This is a genomic window from Carnobacterium pleistocenium FTR1 (assembly GCF_000744285.1).
Lineage (GTDB): Bacteria > Bacillota > Bacilli > Lactobacillales > Carnobacteriaceae > Carnobacterium_B > Carnobacterium_B pleistocenium.
The window spans coordinates 2,145,975-2,168,417 of sequence record NZ_JQLQ01000002.1; the positions used below are offsets into that span (position 1 = coordinate 2,145,975).

A 22,443-nucleotide genomic window follows, 5' to 3' on the forward strand; every position below is an offset into this window, starting at 1 on the left:
AATGACTAAACTGAAAATTTGTGGCATTAGAACGCTAGAAGAAGTTGCTATGCTAAATGATATCAAGCCGAGCTTTGCCGGATTTGTTTTCGCCACTAGCAAACGCCAAATCACTCTTGAAGAAGCCAAAGTTCTTCGTCAGCATTTAGACAAAGAAATTCAAACAGTAGGTGTCTTCGTTGATGCGGAAATTGAGTTTATTGCAACATTAGTGAATGAAAAAATCATTGACTGCATCCAACTACATGGTAACGAAGACGATCGCTACTTGTCTACTTTAAAAGCACAAGTAACCGCACCTATACTAAAAGCGATACGAGTATCTTCTATAGAAGATACTGCAAAAAAACCAGATGCGGATATGATTCTTTACGATACCTACCATAAAAAACTAAAAGGTGGAACCGGTGAGACCTTTAACTGGGATCTTCTCAAAAAAAAGACAGGCAACTATTTTTTAGCAGGCGGTTTGACTTCTGAAAACATTCAAGAAGCTATTCAACAATTACGACCTTATGCTGTGGATATTTCAAGCGGAGTGGAAAAAGATGGATACAAAGACAAAACAAAATTAATCGAACTCGTAAAAAAAATACAGGAGGTCAACTTATGAAAAATTATTTTGGAAACTATGGTGGACAGTTTATTCCAGAGACATTAATGAATGCCATTAATGAATTAGAGCAAGCTTATGAATACTATAAACAAGATGAAACATTTATTAGAGAACTAGACGATTTATTAGCTAATTACGCTGGAAGGCCCTCACTTTTGTATTACGCTGAAAAAATGACCAACGATTTAGGTGGCGCCAAAATTTACTTGAAACGGGAAGATTTGAATCATACTGGAGCACACAAAATCAATAATGTATTAGGTCAAATCTTATTGGCTAAAAAAATGGGTAAAACACGAATCATTGCAGAAACTGGTGCGGGACAACATGGCGTAGCAACTGCTACGGCGGCAGCTTTATTCGGTATGGAATGTGTCGTTTATATGGGGGAAGAAGATACAAATCGACAAGCTTTAAATGTCTTTCGCATGGAATTATTGGGCACAAAAGTGATCTCGGTCAAGTCTGGCACACGAACATTAAAAGATGCCGTTAACGAAGCCATGAAAGACTGGACTTCTTCTTTCGAAACATCTTACTATGCTATCGGATCTGTCATGGGACCTCATCCCTTTCCTACAATGGTACGGGACTTCCAAAAAATTATTGGAGAAGAAACCAAAGCTCAAATAGTAAAAAAAGAGTCTAAACTGCCGGATATTGTTATGGCTTGTGTGGGAGGCGGGAGCAACGCTATGGGAATGTTTTATGAATTCATTGAAGACAAAGAAGTACAGCTCATAGGTTGTGAAGCAGCTGGTCGAGGAATTAATACGAAAGATACGGCCGCCACGATTGCAGTTGGTACGCAAGGTATCTTCCATGGCATGAATTCTTACTTTTGTCAGGATGAATACGGACAAATCGCTCCTGTCTATTCCATTTCTGCTGGTTTAGATTATCCTGGAATTGGTCCAGAACATGCCTACTTGCATGACATCAAGCGGGCACAATATGTATCGATTACAGACGATGAAGCTGTTGATGCTTTTGAGTATCTATCCAGAACAGAGGGCATCATCCCAGCTATTGAAAGCTCTCATGCAGTTGCTTATGCCAAACAAATTGCACCTGCGATGAATCAAGACCAAATCATTGTGATCTGTCTATCCGGCCGTGGAGATAAAGATGTTGCAGCTATCGCACGCCATAAAGGAGTTGATCTACATGAGTAGAATTCAAGCAGCTTTCAAAAATAGAAAAGCGTTTATCCCCTTCATTACTGCAGGAGACCCGACTATTGAAGTCACTAAACAGGTGATTTTAAAAATGGCGGAAGCAGGAGCTGATATTATTGAAATCGGGATCCCTTTTTCTGATCCAGTAGCAGAAGGCCCCACTATCCAAGCAGCTAGTGAAAGAGCATTATCCAATAATACCAACGTAGACGATATTTTTAAAATGGTACAGGAACTGCGAAAAGAAATAGATACCCCACTTGTCTTTATGACCTATATCAATCCAATTTTCGTTTATGGAGTTGATAAATTTATGTCCCGCTGTCAAGAAGTTGGTGTGGATGGGCTGATTGTTCCTGACGTACCTTTTGAAGAAAAAGGATTGCTTGCACCTAGTTGTAAAAAATTCCAAGTTGATCTCATTTCAATGATCGCACCGTCCTCAAATGAACGTATTTCGATGATTGCAAAAGAAGCAGAAGGTTTTTTATATGTGGTCTCCTCTCTTGGAGTGACCGGCGTTAGAAAAGATATTCAGACCAATGTTTCGGAAATGTTGCATAAAATAAAAGAAGTGAGCACCATTCCTTGCGCAGTAGGTTTTGGTATTTCCACGATTGAACAAGCGAAAACAATGGCGAAAACAGCTGATGGCGTCATTGTAGGGAGTGCTATTGTCGCGATTATTGCAGAAAAAGGAGAAACTGCTCCTGAATATGTCTATCGTTATGTCAAAGAAATGGCAGAGACTGTTCATCAAGAAGCGAGTATTGAAGTATAAAAAAAGAACATAAATTGCTCTATTTATCAGCAACGACTGCTCCAAAGAATTTTTAGAAAGTAAATGACTGGCAGTAATTAAATACCCATCAAAAAAATAAAAGAAATTGAGAAATAATAGCTAAAGCAGCTTTATTTCTCAATTTCTTTTTCCTTTTAAGCATATTAAAAAAAAGCTATTAGTTTACTAAAATCCCTCGCAAAATACGCTTAGTCAAAACAATGTCTTTAGGTCAAATGGTGTGGATACTTTAAGATGAAATTTCTTCTGGAATAGACGGGTTTGCTTGTGGAGCCATGGGAACACCTGAAGCCTAAAAAGAAGTCTTCAGACTTTCAAGCTTCAAACAAATCGTAATCGCGCTAAAGCGCCAACGTTTTGTAATTCTCATTGAATCCAATACATGGCTACAATCAACCCTATTCCGCCAGAATTTTCAGGTAAATCATTTGGTTCATTTATTTATCTACACTAAAAATTATATAGCCAAAATAATCATCTGATCATTCTTTAATCTTGCTTCATCCATAATCAAACCTTATATAGTTTTTAGTAAATTAGCCATTTCGATAGCTGATACGGCTGAATCATAGCCTTTATTTCCAGCTTTAGTGCCGGCACGCTCAATCGCTTGTTCAATACTATCTGTCGTTAGGACACCAAACATTACAGGTACTCCTGTGTTCATTGAGGCTGTAGCTACTCCTTTTGAAACTTCAGCACATACATAATCGTAATGCGATGTAGCTCCTTTGATTACTGCGCCTAAAGTGATAATAGCATCGTACTTTCCTGAAGCTGCCATTTTTTGTGCAACTAATGGGATTTCATACGCCCCTGGTACCCAAGCAACAGTGATTTCTTCTTCTAACATCCCGTGTCTTCTCAAACCATCCACTGCACCACTCAATAATTTTGATCCAATAAATTCATTAAACCGTGCAACTACGATACCTATTTTTAAATCTTTAGCAATTAATTGTCCTTCGAATACATTCATTTTTTATTCCTCCAATTATTCTATAGTTGTTTTTAGTAATGCGTAATTCCCTATTTTAATAGTTCAAATAATGATTCATTTTTTCTTGTTTGACTTTTAGATAAGCTTCATCTTCTTTATAGGCTTCCATTTGAAGCGGCACTCTTTCCACAATATCCAGACCGTATTTTTTCATACTTTCTACTTTCAGTGGGTTATTGGTCATCAAACGCAATTGGGAAGCGCCCAAATCATCAAATATTTGTTTGCACTCATAATACTCTCGTAAATCAGCTGGAAAACCTAACGCCAAGTTCGCTTCAATTGTATCGTACCCTTGATCTTGCAGTGCGTATGCTCTTATCTTATTAACTAAGCCGATACCGCGCCCTTCTTGACGCATATACAATAAGGTACCTCGGCCTTCATCAGCAATGCGTTTCATAGCTGCATCTAACTGTTGCCCGCAATCGCATTTTATAGAGCCGAATACATCACCGGTTAAACATTCTGAATGAATACGGCAGAGTACTGGCTCCCCATCGCTAACATCCCCCATAACCAAAGCGACATGATGGTCACCTGTAACCGTATTTTCATAAGTATAAATCTCAAAATCGCCGTATTTAGTCGGTAACAATGCTTTAGATTGACGAGAAACAATTTGTTCTTTGGCTTTACGATACTCAATTAAATCAGCGATCGTACCGATTTTCAATTGATGCTTTTTGGCTAAATCTAACAACTCATTTCTCCTAGCCATTGTTCCGTCTTCACTCATAATTTCGCAGCATAATCCAGCGGGCTTTAGACCTGCTAAACGCATCAAATCGACCGTTGCTTCTGTATGTCCATTTCGGACCAATACGCCTCCATCCACTGCTTCTAACGGAAAAATATGCCCAGGTCTTCTGAAATCTTCTGGTTTAGCATCATCAGAAACCAATTTCATAGTTGTTAATGATCGTTCCACAGCTGAAATTCCAGTCGTAGTCTCGATATGATCTACTGAAATAGTAAAAGCAGTTCCATGATTATCTGTGCTATCCAAGCTCATCTGTGGTAATTTCAACTTTTTTGTATACGTTTTAGCCACCGGCATGCAGATAAGACCTTTAGCGTAACTAGCCATAAAATTCACATTAGCGGTCGTAGCAAATTCAGCAGCACAGATAATATCTCCTTCGTTTTCTCTATCTTCATCATCTACCAATAGAATATTTTTTCCAGCTCTTAAATCAGCTAGCAATTCTTCAATTGTATTGAACATATTTTTCTCCATTCTGGTCTAAAAGAACCCATTTTCTTTTAAAAAGCCTTCCGTTACTTGACTCTCTTGAACAGCATTTTTTGAATTTATTCCTAATAATTTTTCGACATATTTCCCAATCATATCGCATTCAAGATTGACAGTGTCTCCGGTTTGCTTTTGTAGCAGCCCGGTTTCTTCTCCAGTGTGCGGGATGATAGAGACTTGGAAAGACTGCTCATCCACTGTTACGACCGTCAAACTCACCCCATCAATAGCTATAGAGCCTTTTTCAATAATATACCGTAACAATTCAGGACTTGTTTCGACTGTGATCCAAACGGCATTGTCATCACGCCTAAATTCTTTTATCTGCCCCGTCCCATCGATATGCCCACTAACAATATGTCCGCCAAGACGCGTTGCCAAACTTAGTGCTCGTTCCAAATTAACGTGACTTCCGGGAGCTAATTCCCCTATGTTTGTTCTTTTTAAAGATTCGGACATGACATCTGCTTCAAAAAAATCTTTTTCTATTTTTGTTACAGTCAAGCAAATACCGTTTGTCGAGATGCTGTCTCCGATAAGCGTTCCTTGCAACACTTTTTGACCTTTAATTCTAAGAACCGAGGATTTTTCAGCTTGTTTGATTGATTTGATGGTTCCCATTTCTTCAATAATTCCAGTAAACATATCTTACCTCCAATGAACCTATTTTTTCTTATCAATGTAGCCTTCCAAAAACAAGTCTTCTCCGACCATCACAGCCGTCATCCGATGAATTGGAAACGCCTCTTTTAGTGATAGAATACCTGCTCCTTCAACTGCTGTTTTAGCATCTTTTCCTCCGATGATTTTTGGGGCAATATAAGTCTGTACTTTGTCTACGATGTTTTCTTCCAAAGCCGAAAAGTTTAAAGTAGCTCCGCCTTCCAACAAAATACTATCGATACCCCTAGCACCTAATGTTTTCATTAATTCTTGCAAATTTACTCTTCCAGCTTTTTCTTTAGTCACAATAATTTCAATACCCATTTGCTTTAATGTTGCTACTTTTTCTTTGTCGGCTTTGCTAGTTGTAGCAATAATTGTTTGAGCTTCCTCTTGATGAGTCAATATGGTTGAAGCGATTGGGATCCTCAGCTGACTATCCACAACGATTCTAATTGGATTGTTGCTATTGGGCATTCTAGAGGTTAATTGTGGATCATCTTTTAGTACTGTTTCGATTCCTACCATGATTCCAGACAACTCATGTCGCAAAACATGTACTTGTCTTCTAGCGGGTTCACCCGAGATCCATTGAGATTCGCCTGTTACTGTGGCTATTTTCCCATCTAAGGACATGGCATTCTTCATAACCACAAAAGGTTCTTTAGTGACAATGTATTTCATAAAAACTTCGTTCAACTGTTGACTCTCTTTTTCCAGAATACCTGTAACTACTTCAATTCCATTAGCACGAAGCCTTTCAATTCCTTTACCAGCAACTAATGGATTTGGATCGAGCGCTCCTACAACTACTCGTTTAATTTTTTTATCTATTAATAAATCTGAACAGGGAGGTGTTTTCCCAAAATGCGAACAAGGTTCTAGCGTAACATACATCGTTGCGCCGGCCACATCTTCTTCTGCTGACGCAATAGCATTTACCTCCGCATGTGCTTGCCCATATTTCTCGTGATAGCCTTGTCCAATAATTTTCCCAGCTTTTACAATGATAGCTCCAACTAAGGGATTGGGAGCTGTCCAGCCCTTCCCTTTTTTGGCTAAGTCTAGCGCCATTCTCATATATTGTTCATCCACTACTCTCACTCCATCCAAAATAAAAAGAAAGCCCAAAGAGTTTATGCTCAGGGCTTTCGTCATTTTTGTTTGTAAGGCTCAACAAATAAATCCGTGTACACTGTACTCGGCTACTTTTGAACTCTTTAAACTGTGTCTTCGCTTTATCCAGACTATAACTGTCGGCTTCGGAATCTGACCGAATCTGCCTTACGGCTCGTGGGCTTTTACCACCGGTAGGGACTCGCACCCTGCCCTGAAGACTATTTAATTTTTATATTATTACACAAAAAAGCCCTAGAATTTCCATCCAGGGCTTTGACTTATCGTTAAATAAGGCTATTTAATAGATGCTTAATAAACTTAAGATTCCTTTATATCTCAAATAAGACTAAAGTTATCCTCGTTTTTCTGCAATCACTTGTCTTCGCTTTATCCAGACTATACTGTCGGCTTCGGAATCTGACCGAATCTGCCTTGCGGCTCGTGGGCTATACCACCGGTAGGGACTTGCACCCTGCCCTGAAGACTATTTACTTTTATAATGTAAGACTATCTTTAAACACAATGGAAGTCAACAGTTATTTTTTCCTTTACTTCTGCACCGTTTTCAAAAATTACGATTAAATTTTCAATCGATGTCAAATAACTATATATTTAACCAAATATGTGGTACTGTTTATTTAATTAAATAGATAACTAAAACCACTAGGGGAGCTTGTTGCTGAAATGCTATGGCTGAGAGAGGTAAAAACCTGACCCTTAGGACCTGATTTGGCTAAGACCAGCGTAGGAAAAGTGGAATAGATAACGACTAATACAGCAACTTTACTTATGGAAATTGTATTTAAGTTACAGATAATGGAACACCACTTTTTGTCCTTCATGGATATAAAAGTGGTGTTTTTTAGTTATACACTAGTACATGAAAGGAGAACTAAGAATTGAACAATAAAAAAATGGCTCAAACAGCTTTAATCATAGCAATTGGTTATGTTGGCAGTAGCTTAATTGTTATCCCTGTAGGTTTTGTACGCATTTCTCCCTTACAACATATGATGAACTTATTAACCAGTGCCTTATTAGGTCCGGGGTATAGTGTACTGCAAGCCTTTGGTGTATCGTTGTTGCGCAATCTTACCGGAACGGGATCTATCTTAGCATTTCCAGGTAGTATGATTGGGGCTTTATTATCCGGAATATTCTTTTTGTACCGTAGAAAAATTTGGTCATTGGTTTTTGGTGAATTGTTAGGTACTGGAATCATTGGCTCACTCCTCAGTTATCCTATCGCTCGACTTTTCCTTTCTCAAGAAGCGTCGTTATTTGCCTTTCTTCCTGGCTTCTTTATCAGTTCATTGGTAGGAACCCTCATTGGGTATTTACTTTTGAAGCAGTTAATTAAAAGAAAAATAGTTCATTTAGAGGAGGAAGAAAAAGTTGGGAAAATTTGAATTAATAGAACAAATTAGAAAAACGAATCCCTTAATTCACAACATTACAAACCAGGTGGTGGCAAATGACGTAGCCAATAGTCAACTAGCCATTGGCGCTTCGCCAATGATGGCTTACGCACCTGAAGAAATGGAAGAAGTTGCTGGAATGTCAAAATCGGTCGTGTTAAATATCGGAACAATTACTACAGCAGTATTAGAGTCTATGTTGTTAGTAGGAAAAGCAGCCAATAAAATTGGGGTACCCGTTATTCTTGATCCAGTCGGAGTTGGGGCTACCACTTTCCGCAAAGCAGCAGTCAAACGATTATTGACGGAAGTTAAAGTCCAACTTATCCGAGGAAATGCCGGAGAATTGGCTAGTTTAGCTAATATTCCTTGGACTAATAAAGGCGTCGATGCTGGTGTAGGAGACACCTCGGTTAAAGACATTGCTGAACTAGTAGCCACCCGATACCAGACAGTCGTAGCCATTAGTGGCGCAGAAGACGTAGTCACTGATGGTGTGCAAACAGTTGGAATATTCAATGGGCACTCTTTAATGACTAAGATAACCGGTACTGGTTGTATGTTGAGCGGTATTTGTGGCGCTTTTGCAGCAGCTAGAACTAGCACAACAACAATCTTTGAAAGTACAGTTGAGGCCTGTACCGTTTATGCTGTTGCGGGTGAATTGGCGGTAGAAAGTCTTGAATTGGCAAGTCCTGGGAACTTTCGCGCAGCTTTTATAGACACCCTTTATCGTATTACATCTGACCAAGTGGCTGAACGGGCAAATTTGAAGCAATACCATGATAAGGAGGCCGAATGAAATGAGTAAATTACAAGTGCTAACCATAGCTGGTAGCGATAGTGGCGGAGGCGCAGGCATTCAAGCTGATATCAAAACGTTTCAAGAACGAGGCGTTTTTGGAACTTCTGTTATCACTGCTGTTACCGCACAAAACACGTTAGGAGTACAAGGTATTTATAAAGTGCCCTTGGAAGGTGTTCAAAAGCAATTAGATTCTATTTTTTCAGACTTTTCTATCCATGGAATAAAAACTGGCATGCTTGTTAACGAAACATACATGGAATTAGTTGCTGACGAGCTAGAAAAGTATCCAGAAATTCAATTGGTCATCGACCCAGTAATGATAGCTAAAGGTGGCGCCCATTTAATGGAAAATCAAGCATTAGAAACTATGAAATTCCGAATGGTTCCACTCGCAACAGTTTTAACACCTAATATTCCTGAAGCAGAGGAACTGAGCGGAATGGCGATTCAAACAAAAGAGGATATGAAAAAAGCAGCAAAAGTTCTTCAGAAGTTGGGAAGCAAAAATGTGATCATTAAAGGGGGTCATATTGAAAATGATAAATGGGCCAGAGATTATTTACTAATGGCAGATGGCAAGGAACGGTGGTATGAATCTCCACGAATCGCAACAGAAGATACGCATGGAACAGGCTGCACCTTTTCAGCTTGTATTACAGCAGAATTAGCAAAGGGACAGTCAGTTGAGAAAGCCGTTGAGATCGCGAAAGACTTCATTCAAGCTGCCATTTCTCACCCCATTGAAGTTGGACATGGTCAAGGACCAACTAACCATTGGGCATATGGGGAGGAAAATAAATGAGTTTAGACATAACGGCACTTAACTTGTATTTCATTGCCGGAACGCAAGATATGGTTGGCCGGTCATTACCTGAAACCTTACAAGATGCATTAATAGCTGGCATCACCTGCTTTCAATTTAGAGAAAAAGGTCTGAATAGTTTAGAAAATAGAAAAGAAATAAAAGAGATGGCTAAAACTTGTTTAACGTTATGTCAAGCTGCTGGAGTTCCGTTTGTGATGAACGATGATGTGGAAATGGCATTAGAAATTGGCGCTGATGGTGTGCATGTCGGGCAAAGTGACCGGAACATTCATGAAACCATTCAATTAGTTAAAGGAAATTTATTTATTGGATTATCCGTTAACACTTTTGAACAGTTCAAAGAAGCTGAATTAGTTGAAGGCTTAGACTATATTGGCGTTGGACCAGTTTATGAAACACTATCAAAATCAGATGCTCAAGCAACGGTTGGACTAGAACTTTTAGAGAAAATAGCTTCTCAACCGTCACATTTACCAATTGTAGCCATTGGTGGTATTTCAGAAAAGACTGCACCTTTAGTCAGAGGAACAGGCGTGGCGGGAATCTGCGTCATTTCAAAAATCGCCCAAAGTAAGGACGTTAAGCTGACGGTTAACGCTTTAAACAGAAAATGATAAGGAGGAATCATAAAATGAGTGAGCAAAAAATAGTTTTAGTGACAGGTGCAAGCAGAGGTCTAGGTGCTGTTATAGCTAAACAATTTGGTGCAAAAGGATATCGCGTTGTCGTGAACTACTTTAAAAGCGAAGAAAAGGCATTGCAAGTTGTTGCAGAAATAGGAAGTGAGCAAGCCATTGCCATCAAAGCAGATGTACGAGATAAGCAACAAGTAGAAGCGATGATCCAAAAAGCTGTCAAACAGTTCGGTCCTATTGAGGTAGTCGTTAACAATGCCTTGATTAATTTTGAATTTAATCCCGTAACACAAGGAAAAATCGAAGAGCTAACCTGGGAAAATTATCAAGAACAGTTTGAAGGAACAATTCAATCTGCCTTAAATGTGATTCAAGCGGTTCTGCCTGAAATGAAAAAACTTCAGTATGGTAGAATCATTAATATCGGAACCAACTTATTTCAAAATCCGGTCGTAGCTTATCACCAATACACAACTGCAAAAGCAGCTTTAATTGGCTTTACCAGAAATATGGCTAAAGAATTAGGTGCATATGGGATTACAGTCAATATGGTATCCGGTGGATTATTGCAGAAAACCGACGCAAGTGCAGTAACCACTCCGGAAGTATTCGACTTAATTGCAGCTAGTTCTGCCTTAAAACGGGTGACGGAACCGGCTGATCTGGCTGAAGTCGTCGTATTTATGGGAACCGAAGCTTCCAGAGGTGTAACGGGTCAGAATATTGTCGTAGATAGTGGACTGACAATGAATTAATCAGGTTAAAGAAAGACAAAATAAACTTATGGAGTTGAAAATGATGACGAATATAAAAAAAGTTCTTACAATTGCTGGTAACGATGCAAGTGGCGGTGCTGGATTAGCAGCGGACCTAAAGACTTTCTCAGAATATAGTACTTATGGCATGGTAGCATTGACTACTATTGCTACGATGGATCCGGATAATAGTTGGAAACATAATGTCACTACTCTACCGATTTCCGTTGTAGAAGAACAATTGAAAACGATTCTTGCAGGAGATACTAAAATTGCTGCTATGAAAACAGGCATGCTTGGCTCGGTGGAAATTGTTGAACTTGCTGCCAATACAATTTCTGATTATCAATTTCCTAAAGTTGTTATTGATCCTGTATTAGCTTGCAAAGGTGAAGATGAACTATTAAATCCCGAAACAGCTGAGGCTATTCAAAAATATCTCTTGCCTCTTGCGGATGTAGCAACGCCAAATCTTCTTGAAGCTGGAATTTTTTCAGGACTAGGGAAATTAACAACTCTTGAAGATATGAAGAAAGCCGCTGAAAAAATTTATGATCTTGGTACAAAACATGTAGTAGTTAAAGGTGGAAAAAGCTTTAAAGGCGATAAAGCAATCGATGTCTATTATGATGGCGAAAAACATTACATCCTCGAACAAGAAAAATCCCACCCTGCTTACAACCATGGAGCTGGATGTACTTTTGCTGCCGCGATCACAGCAGGACTAGCAACTGGACTATCTGAAAAAGAAGCTATCTTCAAAGCTAAAGACTTCGTGACAGCAGCCATTGAGTATGGCTTTCGTTTCAATGAATTTGTTGGACCTGTTTTCCATGGTGGCTACAGATTGAAAGAATCAGAAACAATCTAAGAAAAAATACGGTTCAATAGATGCAGTCAATTCAAGTGTTGAGCAAGTTTACTAAATAATCTAGTTAAGTTTAAGCAATTTTCAAGTGTAATTATAGCTCATAACTAAAACCCGTAGAGTTGCATGGAAAATGCAACTCTACGGGTTTTAATTGCTCTAAATTAATAGCCCGGATATTTCAAAATGATTTTTTATAGAATAGACGTGTTTACTTATGAAACTGTGAATCGTCTGCACTGCTTAACTCAATTCTGTTCCTCGGAAAATTTTAGATAAGCAATTTAATTATCAACACTAAAAATTATAACCCCTTTTTTTCATATAGTATTTATCGTACTTCATCTGGTGAAGTATTAAATAATCAGTGAATGATTCTAACTCTTAAATATCTCTTTTATTGTAGCCTATGAACCCAACACCGGAAAGAACGATTCCTACTATGCTTAAGATGCCCAATTGAAGCCAAGTAATTTCTTCGTTTGGCAATTGAGGGACATGGTGAAAAGCGGATAAACGATTGACCCATTCTGGAAATTCGAGTAAGTTACCCAAATAAATAACCAGAATTGCAAAAGTTACATAGATCCAAATCAATCCGGTCACTTTAGGAAAGATTCCTACTAGTAATGTAGTTAAACCCAGTACCACCCAAATAGCCGGAATATAGCTAAGTGTAGCCGTTAAAATAGTTCCTAATCCCATACTTTGTTCAATCACTTGACTAGCCAAAGCATATAATCCTAATCCAATTAGTAGCTGCATCAATACCCCTGTTAAAAAGGCTAAAAGATAATAACTTCCCATAGCTTTATTCCGAGAAACAGATCGGCTATAGAAGTTATCTGTTCGACCCAGCCTTTCTTCTTTTTTCAATTTCAATAAAATCGAAACAGTCGGAATAGCTGAAAAAACAGACATGATACCTACCAATAACGTAATAAACTGTTCCGTCATAGACACAGTTGAACTACTTGGTAAAATTCCTTGAACCAATTCAAAATCCGAAAAATAAGCTTCTAAATCACCTAAAATCGAACCAAAGGCAGCACTCATTAAAAAGATACCTATGGCCCATGACATAATGGTTCCTTTTTCTAATCGCCAAGGTAATCCTAACCAGCTCTTCAAACTAGTTGAAGCATAAACTTTTCCTTCTCGATCAGGGAGCAGTCCTGCATTGATGTCTCTTTTTTGATTCAAATAAAATGCACTTACTAGCAAAACAGTAGCTCCACATACCAGAGCAATCACAGGCCACCATTCGTTGTCGACAAATACCCTTGTTCGAACAGTCCATCCTAAGGGAGAAAACAAAGACACACGATCACTGCCCACATCCCCAACCGCTCTTAAGATATACGCTAGTATCATAAAAGCAAAAGAAATCCCAATAGTTCCTCTTGTTGTTGCCGCTAATTGCGCTGCAACAGCGGCAACTCCTGCAAAGAACAAACCTGTACTAGTCAGAATAGCCGCATATAGCAAAGAAGACTCGATACTAAATGCTTCGTGTTCAAAGGCTCCCAACCCTATTGATAGCATGATAAATAATAAACTGTTTACGATAACCATCAGTATGGTGGTTGCTGATAGATAAGACAGCCTTCCGACCGGCAACGCTCGAATCATTTCTAACCGTCCTTCTTCTTCATCCATTCTCGTACTTGAAGTTACAATTAAGATGTTCATAACGCTTACTGCAATAGTTGAAAATAGCAACATTTCACTTGCAAAGACTGTACCCAGATTGAAAGATTCAACCGCATAAGCTTTTCCTAACATAGCGATCATGGCTGGATTTTGCATCGTCAAGCCAAAATTAACAATCTCGTTTTGACCCGTATAAATCGTGGTATAAGCTGTTACAGTCGCCATTGTGACACCAATCAACCCAATTAACCACAACCAAATTTTAAACCCATTTTGTTGAAGAAGCAGTTTTGTTATTCGACTAGCTCCTTTAAATAGCTGAACAACCATTATTAAGCACCTCCATTCACGCTGCTTTGTTCTTCACTATTTCCTTTGTAATGGCGGATAAACAAATCTTCTAACGTTGGTGGAGCACTTTCAAGTTTTAAAACACCGAAAGAACTAATGTGACTGATAACCTTTTCCATTTCTTCACTGTCGACTTGGAATACCCACCCACCAGTTGTTTGTACCGCATCATGGACCCCTTTTAAAGCAGATAACCCTGTCAATGCCATCCTTGTTTCAACAGTTAATTTTGTCCGTGTCAAATGACGCATTTGGGATAACGTTCCGGTTTCAATCAATTCCCCTTCGCGAATAATAGCTACTCGATCACACAATTTTTCAACTTCTGAAAGAATATGGCTTGATAACAAAACGGTCTTTCCGTGTCTTTTCACCTCTAAGATACTCTCTTGAAAAAGTCGTTCCATCAGAGGATCTAATCCCGCAGTTGGTTCGTCAAGAATATACAGGTCTGCCTCAGAAGCAAAAGCTGAAATCAAGGCGATTTTTTGTCGATTTCCTTTTGAATACGTCCGGCATTTTTTTGATGGATCCAATTTAAATCGTTGAATCAGTTCGTCTCGGCGCTTGTTATCGCCATTGCCACGCATGGTTAAAAATAAATCGATGACTTCTCCACCGGTTAGATTAGGCCATAAGTCAGCTTCTCCTGGAACATACGCAATTCTTTTATGAATTTCCACCGCGTCTTTCCATGCGTCTTTGCCAAAAATCGTTACTTGTCCTTCATTAGGCTTTAACATCCCTAGTAAAACGCGTATGGTTGTGGATTTCCCAGCACCATTTGGACCAATAAAGCCATATATTTCGCCTTCATTTATAGCTAAATCGATTTTTTTTAAAGCGGTAAATTTTCCAAATCGCTTAGTTAATCCCTTCACCTCTACTACACTCATATTTGCTCCTCCTCCTGCACTTATTTTTTCGTTAGTCCTATTTTAGAAATTCAGCATCAATGATTGTCTCAGTTGTCTGCTGTAAAGACTCTTTAGACAGTTGATTTCCTTGGGAACTGTTCAGGGTGTGCTGATCGGCCAGTTCTTTCGTATACTCATCTAATTGATAAATTTTGAAATCTCTTCTTGAATCCCCACTATCTGTGTTAGTGCCTTTGTAATGCATCACTACCCCATCCCATTTGACATTTTCAATAGTTTTTTCTTCTTCTGTTAGGACAAAATCAAATGAAATCATTCCACCCAACATATTATTTTCCGTTCCCGTTGACATAGCAGAAAGGAAGTTCCCTAATGAGTAAACGATCAACGTTTGATTGCCATTTTCCCCTTCCATCCACTCAACCGGTTGGATCACATGAGGATGGGTGCCGATCACAACATCTACTCCTAAATCTGTAAATAATTGCGCATATTCTTTTTGAAATTCATTTGGCTCAAGCATGTGTTCCTCGCCCCAATGAGCCGATACGATGACGAAATCACTGACTTCCTTTGCCCGTTCAATATCTTGAGTGATCAACGCTTCTTCAAAATAATTTAATCGGTAAGCAACATCTGGCTCAATTCCATTTGTCCCGTATGTATAGGCTAAAAATGAAAAAGTTACGCCATCACGTTCAATCACCGGTATGCTATCACGCTCTTCTTGGGAATCAAATACTCCTGTAAAGACCATATTTTCTTGTTCATCCCATATTTCCAACGTGTTCATTACACCTTTTTTGCCTTTATCAAGTGAATGATTAGATGCTCCATTGACTAAATCAAACCCTAATTCGTTTAAATTTTCTGCCATATCACTGGGTGTATTAAATGCTGGATAGCCTGAAAAACCAAATTCATCTCCGCCCAACAAAGTTTCCTGATTAATAAAGGCCAAATCGGCAGCTTCAATATTAGCTGATACATTTTCAAACATAGGTTTAAAATCAAATGTCCCATCTTCTAACTGTGCTTCTTCAAAAATCCCTGTATGGATCAGGTTATCTCCTACTCCCATAAATGAAACTCTTTTCTCTTCAGTTGATTGGTTTTTCAATTCAACGGATGATTCACTGGTAGAAACGACTTCTGATGAAGTCTGTTCTGAATCTTCACTACCGCTAGTTGCACAGCCGCTTAGGATCAATGCAGCTATTAAAAATCCTATTTTTTTCATATTCTTTCTCCCCTTAGGTAATTTTTTTGATTTTTCTCACTTACTTGTTAACTAATATTTATTCCTTATTCAAAATAATAGTAAGCGTTATCAATTAAAATGTAAAGCTTTGTAGATCCTTCTTCTTAAGAATGATTTGCTATTAAAATCAGACTAAAGGAGGTCGCCGGATTTCCCCTAACGTGGTACACTATTTACCAGTCAACGTATGGAAAATCAGAGAAAGAGGCGACAACATCAAATGAACAAATTCAAGATTCGATTCCAAAAATTTATGATTGGTAGATATGGTGTGGATATGCTATCAAACTATTTACTTTACGGAGGACTTGCGATTGTTGTCTTATTTAATTTATTAAATTGGCCCTTTGGCGGTTTCTTTGGATGGATAGCCGTTATCTTAGGTTATTATCGGACCTTTTCTCGTAATCGGTCAAAACGGTATCAAGAGAATCAAAAATTTCTAACTTTTAAACGTAAGGTTGAGAGCAAATGGAAAAAACAGCGTAAAAAAATCCAAGATCGAAAAGTATACAAATACTATTCTTGTCCTAATTGCCATAAAAAATTACGCGTCCCGAGAAAAAAGGGCAAAATCACCATCAAATGTCCACACTGCAGAGAGCAATTCACTAAAAAAACTTAATTTGATGGTAAACAATCCATTAAAAATAGAGTCCCGTTACAGCTTACCGAAAAAAATCGATAAGCTGTAACGGGATTTTTTTAAAAAAAAGAAGATGAAATACACTCTTTATTCACATTATATTCTTTTTTTTAGTCAAAATCGGCTAATTTCCGGCTTAAATTACACACTTTATTGTATAAACATGTTATCCTATTAAAATAAGATTAACTAAATTAGACTAAGGAGTGTTTACAGTGAGGAAATCATATAAATTAGCAGCTACACTAAGTACCGCCTTTTTATTAACTGCGTGCGGTGGAAATGGAGATTCTTCAGATTCAGCGAGCAATAATTCTGAGGAGAATACATCTGAGGAACAAGTCGTTCACTATACTGCCCCTACCGAATTATCAACAATGGATACGGCTTTAATTACCGATATCAATAGTTCAAACTATTTAGGACATGTGATCGAAGGCTTATTAAGAATTGACGAAGAGGGAAATCCCGTACCTGCTATTGCAGCCGACGAGGGAGTGGTTTCAGAAGACGGACTCACATATACCTATACTCTTCGCGATGATGCCGTATGGTCTAATGGCGATCCTGTTACATCAGCTGATTTCGTTTATGCGGCACAAAAATTAGTTGATCCTGATACTGGTGCTTCTTATAGTTACTTAGCAGAAACAATTGAAAATGCTCCTGAAATCATGGCAGGAGAGGCAGAAGTTAGCGAATTAGGCGTCACGGCTAATGGGGCTAATGAAATCACTTTTACCTTAACTCAACCTACTCCTTACTTTGAATTCTTATTAGCTTTCACAGCCTTCTTCCCACAAAATCAAACTTTTGTTGAAGAACAAGGAGCTAATTACGGAACATCCAGTGATGCATTGCTCGCAAATGGACCTTTCACCTTAGAAAATTGGGATGGAACTGGACTAACTTGGGATTTAGAAAAAAATGACGATTACTATGCAGCAGATGAAGTTTCACTAGATGCCGTTAATGTCCAAGTTGTAAAAGAACCAAGTACAGCTGTCAATTTATTTGAAGGTGGCCAAACAGATAACGCTCATCTAACTGGAGAAATTGTTAAACAATACGCTGACAATGAAAATGTTGTTGTCCAAAAGAAAGCAAGAACTTCATATTTGGAATTCAACTGGGATAATGACGATTTGCAAAATGAGAAATTAAGAGAAGCTTTAGGCTTAGTGATCAATACGGATGATTTAGTGAATACTGTCTTAGCTGACGGTTCAACTGAAATCGGCGGATTTTTACCTGCTGACTTCGTAACTAGCCCAACTACTGATGAAGATTTCACTGAAGAAGCGGGGACCTTCCTTTCTTACGACGTAGAACGTGCACAAAAATTATGGGACGAAGCAAAAATCGAATTAGGCGTTGACAGCATTTCACTTTCTTTTGTTGGAGACGATGATGAGAAGAGCAAACAAATCAGCCAATACATTCAAGGTCAAATTCAAAATAACTTACCCGGCATTTCCGTTGAACTACGTAACGTGCCTAAGAAGAACCGTCTTGCACTAGCAGACTCTCGTGACTTCGATGTTCTTCTAACTGGATGGGGAGCTGATTTCGCTGATGCAATCAACTTTATGGATCTCTTATACAGTGATTCAGCCTATAACGAAGGTGGTTATGAGAACGCCGCTTATGACGCACTTATCGATGAGGCTAAAACAACAAATGCCAATAACGAAGAAGAACGTTGGGCAAATCTCCAAGAAGCTCATACCCTCTTAACTGATGACTTTGCGTTTATTCCTTTGTACCAAGAAGCTGAAACGCAATTGCGTAATCCAGCTGTTACTGATATCATTTTCCATTCCGTTGGCGTAGAGTTTGACTTGAGCCGCGCAAATGTTGAAAATTAATTAACAACAAATTAAAAGTCGTAGAAATTTCCCAGAAATAACGGGATTTTTCTACGACTTTTTTTGATACACTATTTCAAATCAATAAATAAATGGCTCTAGGTCAAAAGGTGTGGCTGCTTCAAAATTTTTTTTTTGCATGGACGTGTTTACTTGTGAAGATATGGGAACGTTTGTAAGCCTGTGGTTTTACAAACGTTCAATATGAATTCTTTACATAGCTACAAGCAACGCTATTCCTCCAGAAACTTTGAGTGAGTGAGTAATTAATTTAATATATTTATCACCTCCAAATACTACAGCCACTAATAGTAGCACTGCTAGGAATCTTTGGATTTTTACTTTATAATTTAAAAGTATTGATTCATTTTTATACATATCATTTAATCGTAAGGAGAAAAATTTATGAAGTCTGGTTTTGAAGCAATTTATGATAAAAATACCAAAATCTTAATTTTCGGCAGTGCTCCAAGTGTAAAATCATTAGAATTGCAGCAATATTATGCGAATAAAGGCAATCAATTTTGGAAAATTATTGCTGAGTGCCTTTGCACTAGTGATCCAATCGATTATGAAAAACGACTGCAACTGCTAACACAAAATCACATTGGCTTATGGGATATTTATAGTCAGTTTAATCGAATAGGAAGTTTAGATAGTGATTTCAAACAAACAAAATTAAATAACTTTGATTCATTATTTTCCACAGCTCCCATCAAGCTTATCATTGCAAACGGGGACAAAGCCTATCAAGAAATTGTAAAATCAACTCTTTTTGAGCATTACACGGTTATAAAATGTTTATCCACCAGTGGCGCAAATAATGGCAAAACACAAGAAAGAAAAATCGAATGGAAAGAGGCTCTCCAAACTACTTGTCTTTCCTAAAGAATGATTTATTAGTAATAAAGAAGTAGGGTTGTTCACTCTAACATGTAGTTTAATCAACACCACAAACTAAATACGGAGGAAATAATACAATGAATCGATTTACAGAAGAAGTCATTACTCAGCTTCGCTATTACGTTTACATTTTAGTTAATCCAATTGATGACACCATTTTTTATATTGGCAAAGGAACAAAAAACAGAGTATTTGCCCATGAACAAGATTCTCTAAAAACAAATTTCTCCAACGATTTTGTGGAAAAACAAAAGTTAACTGAAATAAAGACCATTCAGTCAAACGGTATGGAAGTTGAGAAGTATATTTTGACTTTTGGATTAAGCGAAGACGAAGCCTTTCACGTCGAAAATGCGGTTATTAACTTTTGTAAATTAATTGATGCCCAAAAACTTAACGTGAAAAAATTGACCAATATTATGAGTGGCCATCGTTCTAATGGACAGAAAGAAGCCTTACAAACTTTTGGAAGAGTAGAACTGTTGCAAGATGCACTTAGTCCAAAACCTGTTGCTATTAACCAACTAGGTGCCCATAAAATCATGTTTGTGAAAATCAAGCCTACTAAAGACAGATCCGATTCTACTAAAGATTTAAAGGCTGAAGAAATGTATGACCCTGTATCTGAAGCCTTAAAAAAAAGAACGTTGGGTGATTGGGTAATGAGTGTGGATAAAGCGAACAGTGTAGAATATATCCTAGGCGTTTATCCTGGAAGCGGCATGATTGTTAGTGCTTTTAAAATCATTAAAGATAGTCTTAGATACGAAGTACTCCATAGCACAACTACATCTGGAAGGAATCAGAAACGATATAATTTCTATCATTATGCCGAATCCATTACCGACATAGACGGCCTTCAGCTTTTCCCCGATCACATCAAATTAACCCATTATCAATACGTAGATAGCAACGGAGTCCCTTGTAACATCCAAAATGAACGAGTCTATGTAGGCTTTGATTAGAGATATGATGAACTAAATCTATAACGACAAAAAGACAAAATATCTTTATATGATATTTTGTCTTTTGCGATTTAAAATTATTTAACCTACATGGATCTATAAAGAGACTCGCTTATCGAGCCCCTCCGCCGCCTCCACCACCGGCACCTCCTCCTCCACCAAAGGAAGTTGAGCCGCCTGTTCCGGATGTTGCTGACGAAGCGTTTGAGTGAAATCCACCACTTGCTAATCCACTAGACCAATTTTGTCTAAAGCCTGTCATACCGTTCCAATACCAGTAATAATAGATGAAAGAATTGTCCCCAGCGACGTCATTCGGACTCGGAATCATTTCCTTGAATTCATCTGTTATTTCTTCACTTCTAAAGTACAAGGTATTCCAGAATAAAAATTCTTCAAAAGTAAATGGATTAGTATTATTTGCAAAACCTTTTAAATCAATTTCTTCTAAATAGTTATCAAATTGAACCAGACGATCAAATAACTTGTCCCCTTCAGGACTGGCAACAGCTACATCATGTTTTGCACCCCATACGTCAACTTTACCAAAAGAAATAAGATTTTCTTTTTCTAGGTACTCTTTTGAATAATCGAGTAAATAATCGGCAAATTTCCCTACTTCTTTAGCATATTTTCTTGCCCATTTTTTCATATTAGTGTCTTCAATGAAACCATTACCGTTTGAAGCGTCTAATAGCATCAACCATAATCCAGTTTCGTAAGTTTCCTTATTCGTTTCAAGATGAGCAATATAATCCCTGAACGACTGAGGATAACGTGCACGTTCTTCTTCAAAATGAAGTATTTCTATTTCCGTATCAAAATCATTACTGAATAATGACTTGTCCTCGGCAGTATGGATCATAATTCGCTTTTCATACGACCATTTTAATAAATAGGCTGAAAAATAATCTTCGAAATAACCTTTATCGATTTCTTGCAACAAGTAGGCGATTCCGGCAAAATCTTTTCCTTGATAAGGAATTTCTTCTAATAAAACCTTTTTATTTTCCTTTATTCTCTCTGGTCCTGTACGCATTTGACCAGCTTCTTCTCTTGCTTGTTTTAATTTTTTATAATACATAACACCAAAAACGGTTGCGCCTCCCCCAAAAACGGCTATAAGCGAGACAATAATTATCGGAATCGTGTTAGAAGAAGCTTCATCATTATACGCTGACCCATTCATTGCCATTTCGCGCTGTTCTTCCGATGTCATTCCTACGCTGGCTTGGGTGGTGTATATTCCTTGTGGAAATTGCAACAATACCGTTACATCTTTACTGTTATCCACTTCTTCTTCAGCTCTCCATACGATTGTGTTGCCTTCTAGTTGCATATCCCCTTCAAACCCAAAACCCCAGAAGCGAACATTTTCTTCTGTAAAGGGTTCAAATCCTGTTATTTCAACCGTTAAATCTTCTGCAGGAATGTCAGAGAATGTATCAAAATTCCACAGCAGTCCTTGTCCATCTTCTAATTCGCGCACTAAATTTGATAGTGCGTAGGTCACTTCGTAGTCATTCTCTCCATACTCACCAATACCCCATATGAGTTCTAACCCGTCATCTGTTCCAACAGTGCCATAGTAATTAGCTTTTTCTTCCAAGGAAGCATCTAGTTGCCATGGATCCATTTTTTGAAAACCGGCAACCGAGAAACCAAGTAATTTAGAATCTTGCAGATCATCCAACACAATATATAACTCGGTACCATCATCCATATTCATTTTTCGATGTTCTGTAACTACTCCAGATCCGTCTTCTTGCAGTTCGACTTCAATCGTTATATCTGATAATTCATTTTCCGCAAAAACAGTTTCTTCAAATACTGTACTGAACAGAAATGCTGCCCCTATAGCCATTAGCCCTTTTACCTTTTTATTCATTCTTGCACTCCCTCTTTCTGTTGTATTTGACCTATTTTCTTTAACATATTTTAATAACGTCTTATTTCTCATTTTTTCTATCCATCT

General features: G+C 38.1%; 21 protein-coding genes and 3 riboswitches. Of the genes, 13 read left to right on the plus strand and 8 right to left on the minus strand.

Annotated elements, in window-relative coordinates; translation table 11 throughout:
- Position 1 precedes the first annotated feature (1 nt).
- The 3 genes from BP17_RS10540 to trpA are packed head-to-tail and all read left to right on the plus strand — an operon-like array spanning position 2 to position 2,575.
- Positions 2 to 613, plus strand: coding sequence for a phosphoribosylanthranilate isomerase (locus BP17_RS10540; protein ID WP_035054183.1), 612 nt, complete (start codon positions 2 to 4; stop codon positions 611 to 613).
- Entirely contained in the window at positions 610 to 1,791 is a 1,182-nt protein-coding gene (gene trpB / locus BP17_RS10545) for a tryptophan synthase subunit beta (protein ID WP_035054185.1), read from the plus strand. The genes BP17_RS10540 and trpB overlap by 4 nt, the downstream gene beginning before the upstream one ends.
- The gene (gene trpA, locus BP17_RS10550) at positions 1,784 to 2,575 is read left to right on the plus strand and encodes a tryptophan synthase subunit alpha (protein WP_035054187.1); all 792 of its coding nucleotides are present in this window, start codon (positions 1,784 to 1,786) and stop codon (positions 2,573 to 2,575) included. Before trpB ends, trpA begins: the two co-directional genes overlap by 8 nt.
- A 538-nt stretch (positions 2,576 to 3,113) precedes the next feature.
- On the opposite strand, the gene ribH is transcribed toward trpA, so the two are convergent.
- The 4 genes from ribH to ribD are packed head-to-tail and all read right to left on the minus strand — an operon-like array spanning position 3,114 to position 6,594.
- Entirely contained in the window at positions 3,114 to 3,575 is a 462-nt protein-coding gene (gene ribH / locus BP17_RS10555; RefSeq protein ID WP_035054189.1) for a 6,7-dimethyl-8-ribityllumazine synthase, read from the minus strand.
- Positions 3,576 to 3,630: 55 nt separating this feature from the next.
- On the minus strand, positions 3,631 to 4,824 hold the full coding sequence (locus BP17_RS10560) for a bifunctional 3,4-dihydroxy-2-butanone-4-phosphate synthase/GTP cyclohydrolase II (protein WP_035054191.1): 1,194 nt from the start codon (positions 4,822 to 4,824) through the stop codon (positions 3,631 to 3,633).
- Positions 4,825 to 4,842: 18 nt separating this feature from the next.
- Positions 4,843 to 5,496, minus strand: a complete 654-nt coding sequence (locus tag BP17_RS10565) for a riboflavin synthase (RefSeq protein ID WP_035054194.1) — start codon at positions 5,494 to 5,496, stop codon at positions 4,843 to 4,845.
- A gap of 18 nt (positions 5,497 to 5,514) precedes the next feature.
- Complete coding sequence (gene ribD, locus BP17_RS10570; RefSeq protein ID WP_198022565.1) at positions 5,515 to 6,594, minus strand: bifunctional diaminohydroxyphosphoribosylaminopyrimidine deaminase/5-amino-6-(5-phosphoribosylamino)uracil reductase RibD; 1,080 nt, start codon at positions 6,592 to 6,594, stop codon at positions 5,515 to 5,517.
- Positions 6,595 to 6,739: 145 nt separating this feature from the next.
- A riboswitch (FMN riboswitch) is annotated at positions 6,740 to 6,856 on the minus strand.
- Between the two features lie 151 nt (positions 6,857 to 7,007).
- Positions 7,008 to 7,122, minus strand: a riboswitch (FMN riboswitch).
- 166 nt (positions 7,123 to 7,288) lie between these two features.
- Positions 7,289 to 7,402, plus strand: a riboswitch (TPP riboswitch).
- Between the two features lie 130 nt (positions 7,403 to 7,532).
- Between ribD and thiW the strand changes: the two genes are divergently transcribed.
- Genes thiW through thiD (BP17_RS10600) form a run of 6 tightly spaced genes read left to right on the plus strand, consistent with a single transcriptional unit; the run spans position 7,533 to position 11,946 of the window.
- Positions 7,533 to 8,042, plus strand: a complete 510-nt coding sequence (gene thiW / locus BP17_RS10575) for an energy coupling factor transporter S component ThiW (RefSeq protein ID WP_198022532.1) — start codon at positions 7,533 to 7,535, stop codon at positions 8,040 to 8,042.
- Positions 8,029 to 8,853 carry a hydroxyethylthiazole kinase gene (thiM, locus tag BP17_RS10580; RefSeq protein WP_035054200.1) on the plus strand — a complete coding sequence of 275 codons (825 nt, stop codon included), beginning with the start codon at positions 8,029 to 8,031 and terminating at the stop codon, positions 8,851 to 8,853. The genes thiW and thiM overlap by 14 nt, the downstream gene beginning before the upstream one ends.
- Position 8,854: 1 nt before the next feature.
- The gene (gene thiD / locus BP17_RS10585) at positions 8,855 to 9,661 is read left to right on the plus strand and encodes a bifunctional hydroxymethylpyrimidine kinase/phosphomethylpyrimidine kinase (protein WP_035054201.1); all 807 of its coding nucleotides are present in this window, start codon (positions 8,855 to 8,857) and stop codon (positions 9,659 to 9,661) included.
- Positions 9,658 to 10,299 (plus strand): thiamine phosphate synthase, encoded by a 642-nt coding sequence (gene thiE, locus BP17_RS10590; RefSeq protein WP_035054203.1) that lies wholly within the window; start codon positions 9,658 to 9,660, stop codon positions 10,297 to 10,299. Before thiD (BP17_RS10585) ends, thiE begins: the two co-directional genes overlap by 4 nt.
- Before the next feature lie 17 nt (positions 10,300 to 10,316).
- Positions 10,317 to 11,075 (plus strand): 3-oxoacyl-ACP reductase, encoded by a 759-nt coding sequence (locus BP17_RS10595; protein ID WP_035054205.1) that lies wholly within the window; start codon positions 10,317 to 10,319, stop codon positions 11,073 to 11,075.
- A 43-nt stretch (positions 11,076 to 11,118) separates the two neighbouring features.
- Complete coding sequence (gene thiD, locus BP17_RS10600; RefSeq protein WP_035054206.1) at positions 11,119 to 11,946, plus strand: bifunctional hydroxymethylpyrimidine kinase/phosphomethylpyrimidine kinase; 828 nt, start codon at positions 11,119 to 11,121, stop codon at positions 11,944 to 11,946.
- A 381-nt stretch (positions 11,947 to 12,327) separates the two neighbouring features.
- On the opposite strand, the gene BP17_RS10605 is transcribed toward thiD (BP17_RS10600), so the two are convergent.
- Genes BP17_RS10605 through BP17_RS10615 form a run of 3 tightly spaced genes read right to left on the minus strand, consistent with a single transcriptional unit; the run spans position 12,328 to position 16,065 of the window.
- Positions 12,328 to 13,926, minus strand: coding sequence for an ABC transporter permease (locus BP17_RS10605; RefSeq protein WP_035054207.1), 1,599 nt, complete (start codon positions 13,924 to 13,926; stop codon positions 12,328 to 12,330).
- A gap of 2 nt (positions 13,927 to 13,928) precedes the next feature.
- Complete coding sequence (locus BP17_RS10610; RefSeq protein WP_035054208.1) at positions 13,929 to 14,843, minus strand: ABC transporter ATP-binding protein; 915 nt, start codon at positions 14,841 to 14,843, stop codon at positions 13,929 to 13,931.
- 37 nt (positions 14,844 to 14,880) lie between these two features.
- A complete protein-coding gene (locus BP17_RS10615; RefSeq protein WP_035054209.1) occupies positions 14,881 to 16,065 on the minus strand; it encodes a CapA family protein in 1,185 nt (394 codons plus the stop codon).
- A gap of 241 nt (positions 16,066 to 16,306) precedes the next feature.
- Here BP17_RS10615 and BP17_RS10620 point away from each other — a divergent pair, with 241 nt between their 5' ends.
- The 4 genes from BP17_RS10620 to BP17_RS13150 all read left to right on the plus strand — a co-directional run bounded on the left by BP17_RS10620 (position 16,307) and on the right by BP17_RS13150 (position 20,468).
- Positions 16,307 to 16,711, plus strand: coding sequence for a zinc ribbon domain-containing protein (locus BP17_RS10620; protein ID WP_035054210.1), 405 nt, complete (start codon positions 16,307 to 16,309; stop codon positions 16,709 to 16,711).
- 236 nt (positions 16,712 to 16,947) lie between these two features.
- Positions 16,948 to 18,600, plus strand: a complete 1,653-nt coding sequence (locus BP17_RS10625; protein ID WP_035054211.1) for a peptide ABC transporter substrate-binding protein — start codon at positions 16,948 to 16,950, stop codon at positions 18,598 to 18,600.
- Positions 18,601 to 19,005: 405 nt separating this feature from the next.
- A complete protein-coding gene (locus BP17_RS10630; RefSeq protein ID WP_035054212.1) occupies positions 19,006 to 19,488 on the plus strand; it encodes a DNA-deoxyinosine glycosylase in 483 nt (160 codons plus the stop codon).
- A 92-nt stretch (positions 19,489 to 19,580) separates the two neighbouring features.
- The gene (locus BP17_RS13150) at positions 19,581 to 20,468 is read left to right on the plus strand and encodes a GIY-YIG nuclease family protein (protein WP_051910525.1); all 888 of its coding nucleotides are present in this window, start codon (positions 19,581 to 19,583) and stop codon (positions 20,466 to 20,468) included.
- A 112-nt stretch (positions 20,469 to 20,580) separates the two neighbouring features.
- Here BP17_RS13150 and BP17_RS10640 read toward each other — a convergent pair whose 3' ends face one another.
- Positions 20,581 to 22,356, minus strand: coding sequence for a DUF2207 domain-containing protein (locus tag BP17_RS10640; RefSeq protein ID WP_035054213.1), 1,776 nt, complete (start codon positions 22,354 to 22,356; stop codon positions 20,581 to 20,583).
- Positions 22,357 to 22,443: the final 87 nt, after the last annotated feature.

Excerpts from the sequence above, each read along its gene's own strand:
- BP17_RS10615 (WP_035054209.1), bottom strand. The coding sequence starts at position 16,065 with ATGAAAAAAATAGGATTTTTAATAGCTGCATTGATCCTAAGCGGCTGT.
- ribH (WP_035054189.1), bottom strand. The coding sequence starts at position 3,575 with ATGAATGTATTCGAAGGACAATTAATTGCTAAAGATTTAAAAATAGGT.
- BP17_RS10565 (WP_035054194.1), bottom strand. The coding sequence starts at position 5,496 with ATGTTTACTGGAATTATTGAAGAAATGGGAACCATCAAATCAATCAAA.
- BP17_RS10630 (WP_035054212.1), top strand. The coding sequence starts at position 19,006 with ATGAAGTCTGGTTTTGAAGCAATTTATGATAAAAATACCAAAATCTTA.
- thiD (WP_035054206.1), top strand. The coding sequence starts at position 11,119 with ATGACGAATATAAAAAAAGTTCTTACAATTGCTGGTAACGATGCAAGT.
- BP17_RS10595 (WP_035054205.1), top strand. The coding sequence starts at position 10,317 with ATGAGTGAGCAAAAAATAGTTTTAGTGACAGGTGCAAGCAGAGGTCTA.
- BP17_RS10610 (WP_035054208.1), bottom strand. The coding sequence starts at position 14,843 with ATGAGTGTAGTAGAGGTGAAGGGATTAACTAAGCGATTTGGAAAATTT.
- BP17_RS10605 (WP_035054207.1), bottom strand. The coding sequence starts at position 13,926 with ATGGTTGTTCAGCTATTTAAAGGAGCTAGTCGAATAACAAAACTGCTT.
- trpA (WP_035054187.1), top strand. The coding sequence starts at position 1,784 with ATGAGTAGAATTCAAGCAGCTTTCAAAAATAGAAAAGCGTTTATCCCC.
- thiD (WP_035054201.1), top strand. The coding sequence starts at position 8,855 with ATGAGTAAATTACAAGTGCTAACCATAGCTGGTAGCGATAGTGGCGGA.
- BP17_RS10560 (WP_035054191.1), bottom strand. The coding sequence starts at position 4,824 with ATGTTCAATACAATTGAAGAATTGCTAGCTGATTTAAGAGCTGGAAAA.
- BP17_RS13150 (WP_051910525.1), top strand. The coding sequence starts at position 19,581 with ATGAATCGATTTACAGAAGAAGTCATTACTCAGCTTCGCTATTACGTT.
- BP17_RS10640 (WP_035054213.1), bottom strand. The coding sequence starts at position 22,356 with ATGAATAAAAAGGTAAAAGGGCTAATGGCTATAGGGGCAGCATTTCTG.
- ribD (WP_198022565.1), bottom strand. The coding sequence starts at position 6,594 with ATGAGAATGGCGCTAGACTTAGCCAAAAAAGGGAAGGGCTGGACAGCT.
- BP17_RS10540 (WP_035054183.1), top strand. The coding sequence starts at position 2 with ATGACTAAACTGAAAATTTGTGGCATTAGAACGCTAGAAGAAGTTGCT.
- trpB (WP_035054185.1), top strand. The coding sequence starts at position 610 with ATGAAAAATTATTTTGGAAACTATGGTGGACAGTTTATTCCAGAGACA.
- BP17_RS10620 (WP_035054210.1), top strand. The coding sequence starts at position 16,307 with ATGAACAAATTCAAGATTCGATTCCAAAAATTTATGATTGGTAGATAT.
- thiE (WP_035054203.1), top strand. The coding sequence starts at position 9,658 with ATGAGTTTAGACATAACGGCACTTAACTTGTATTTCATTGCCGGAACG.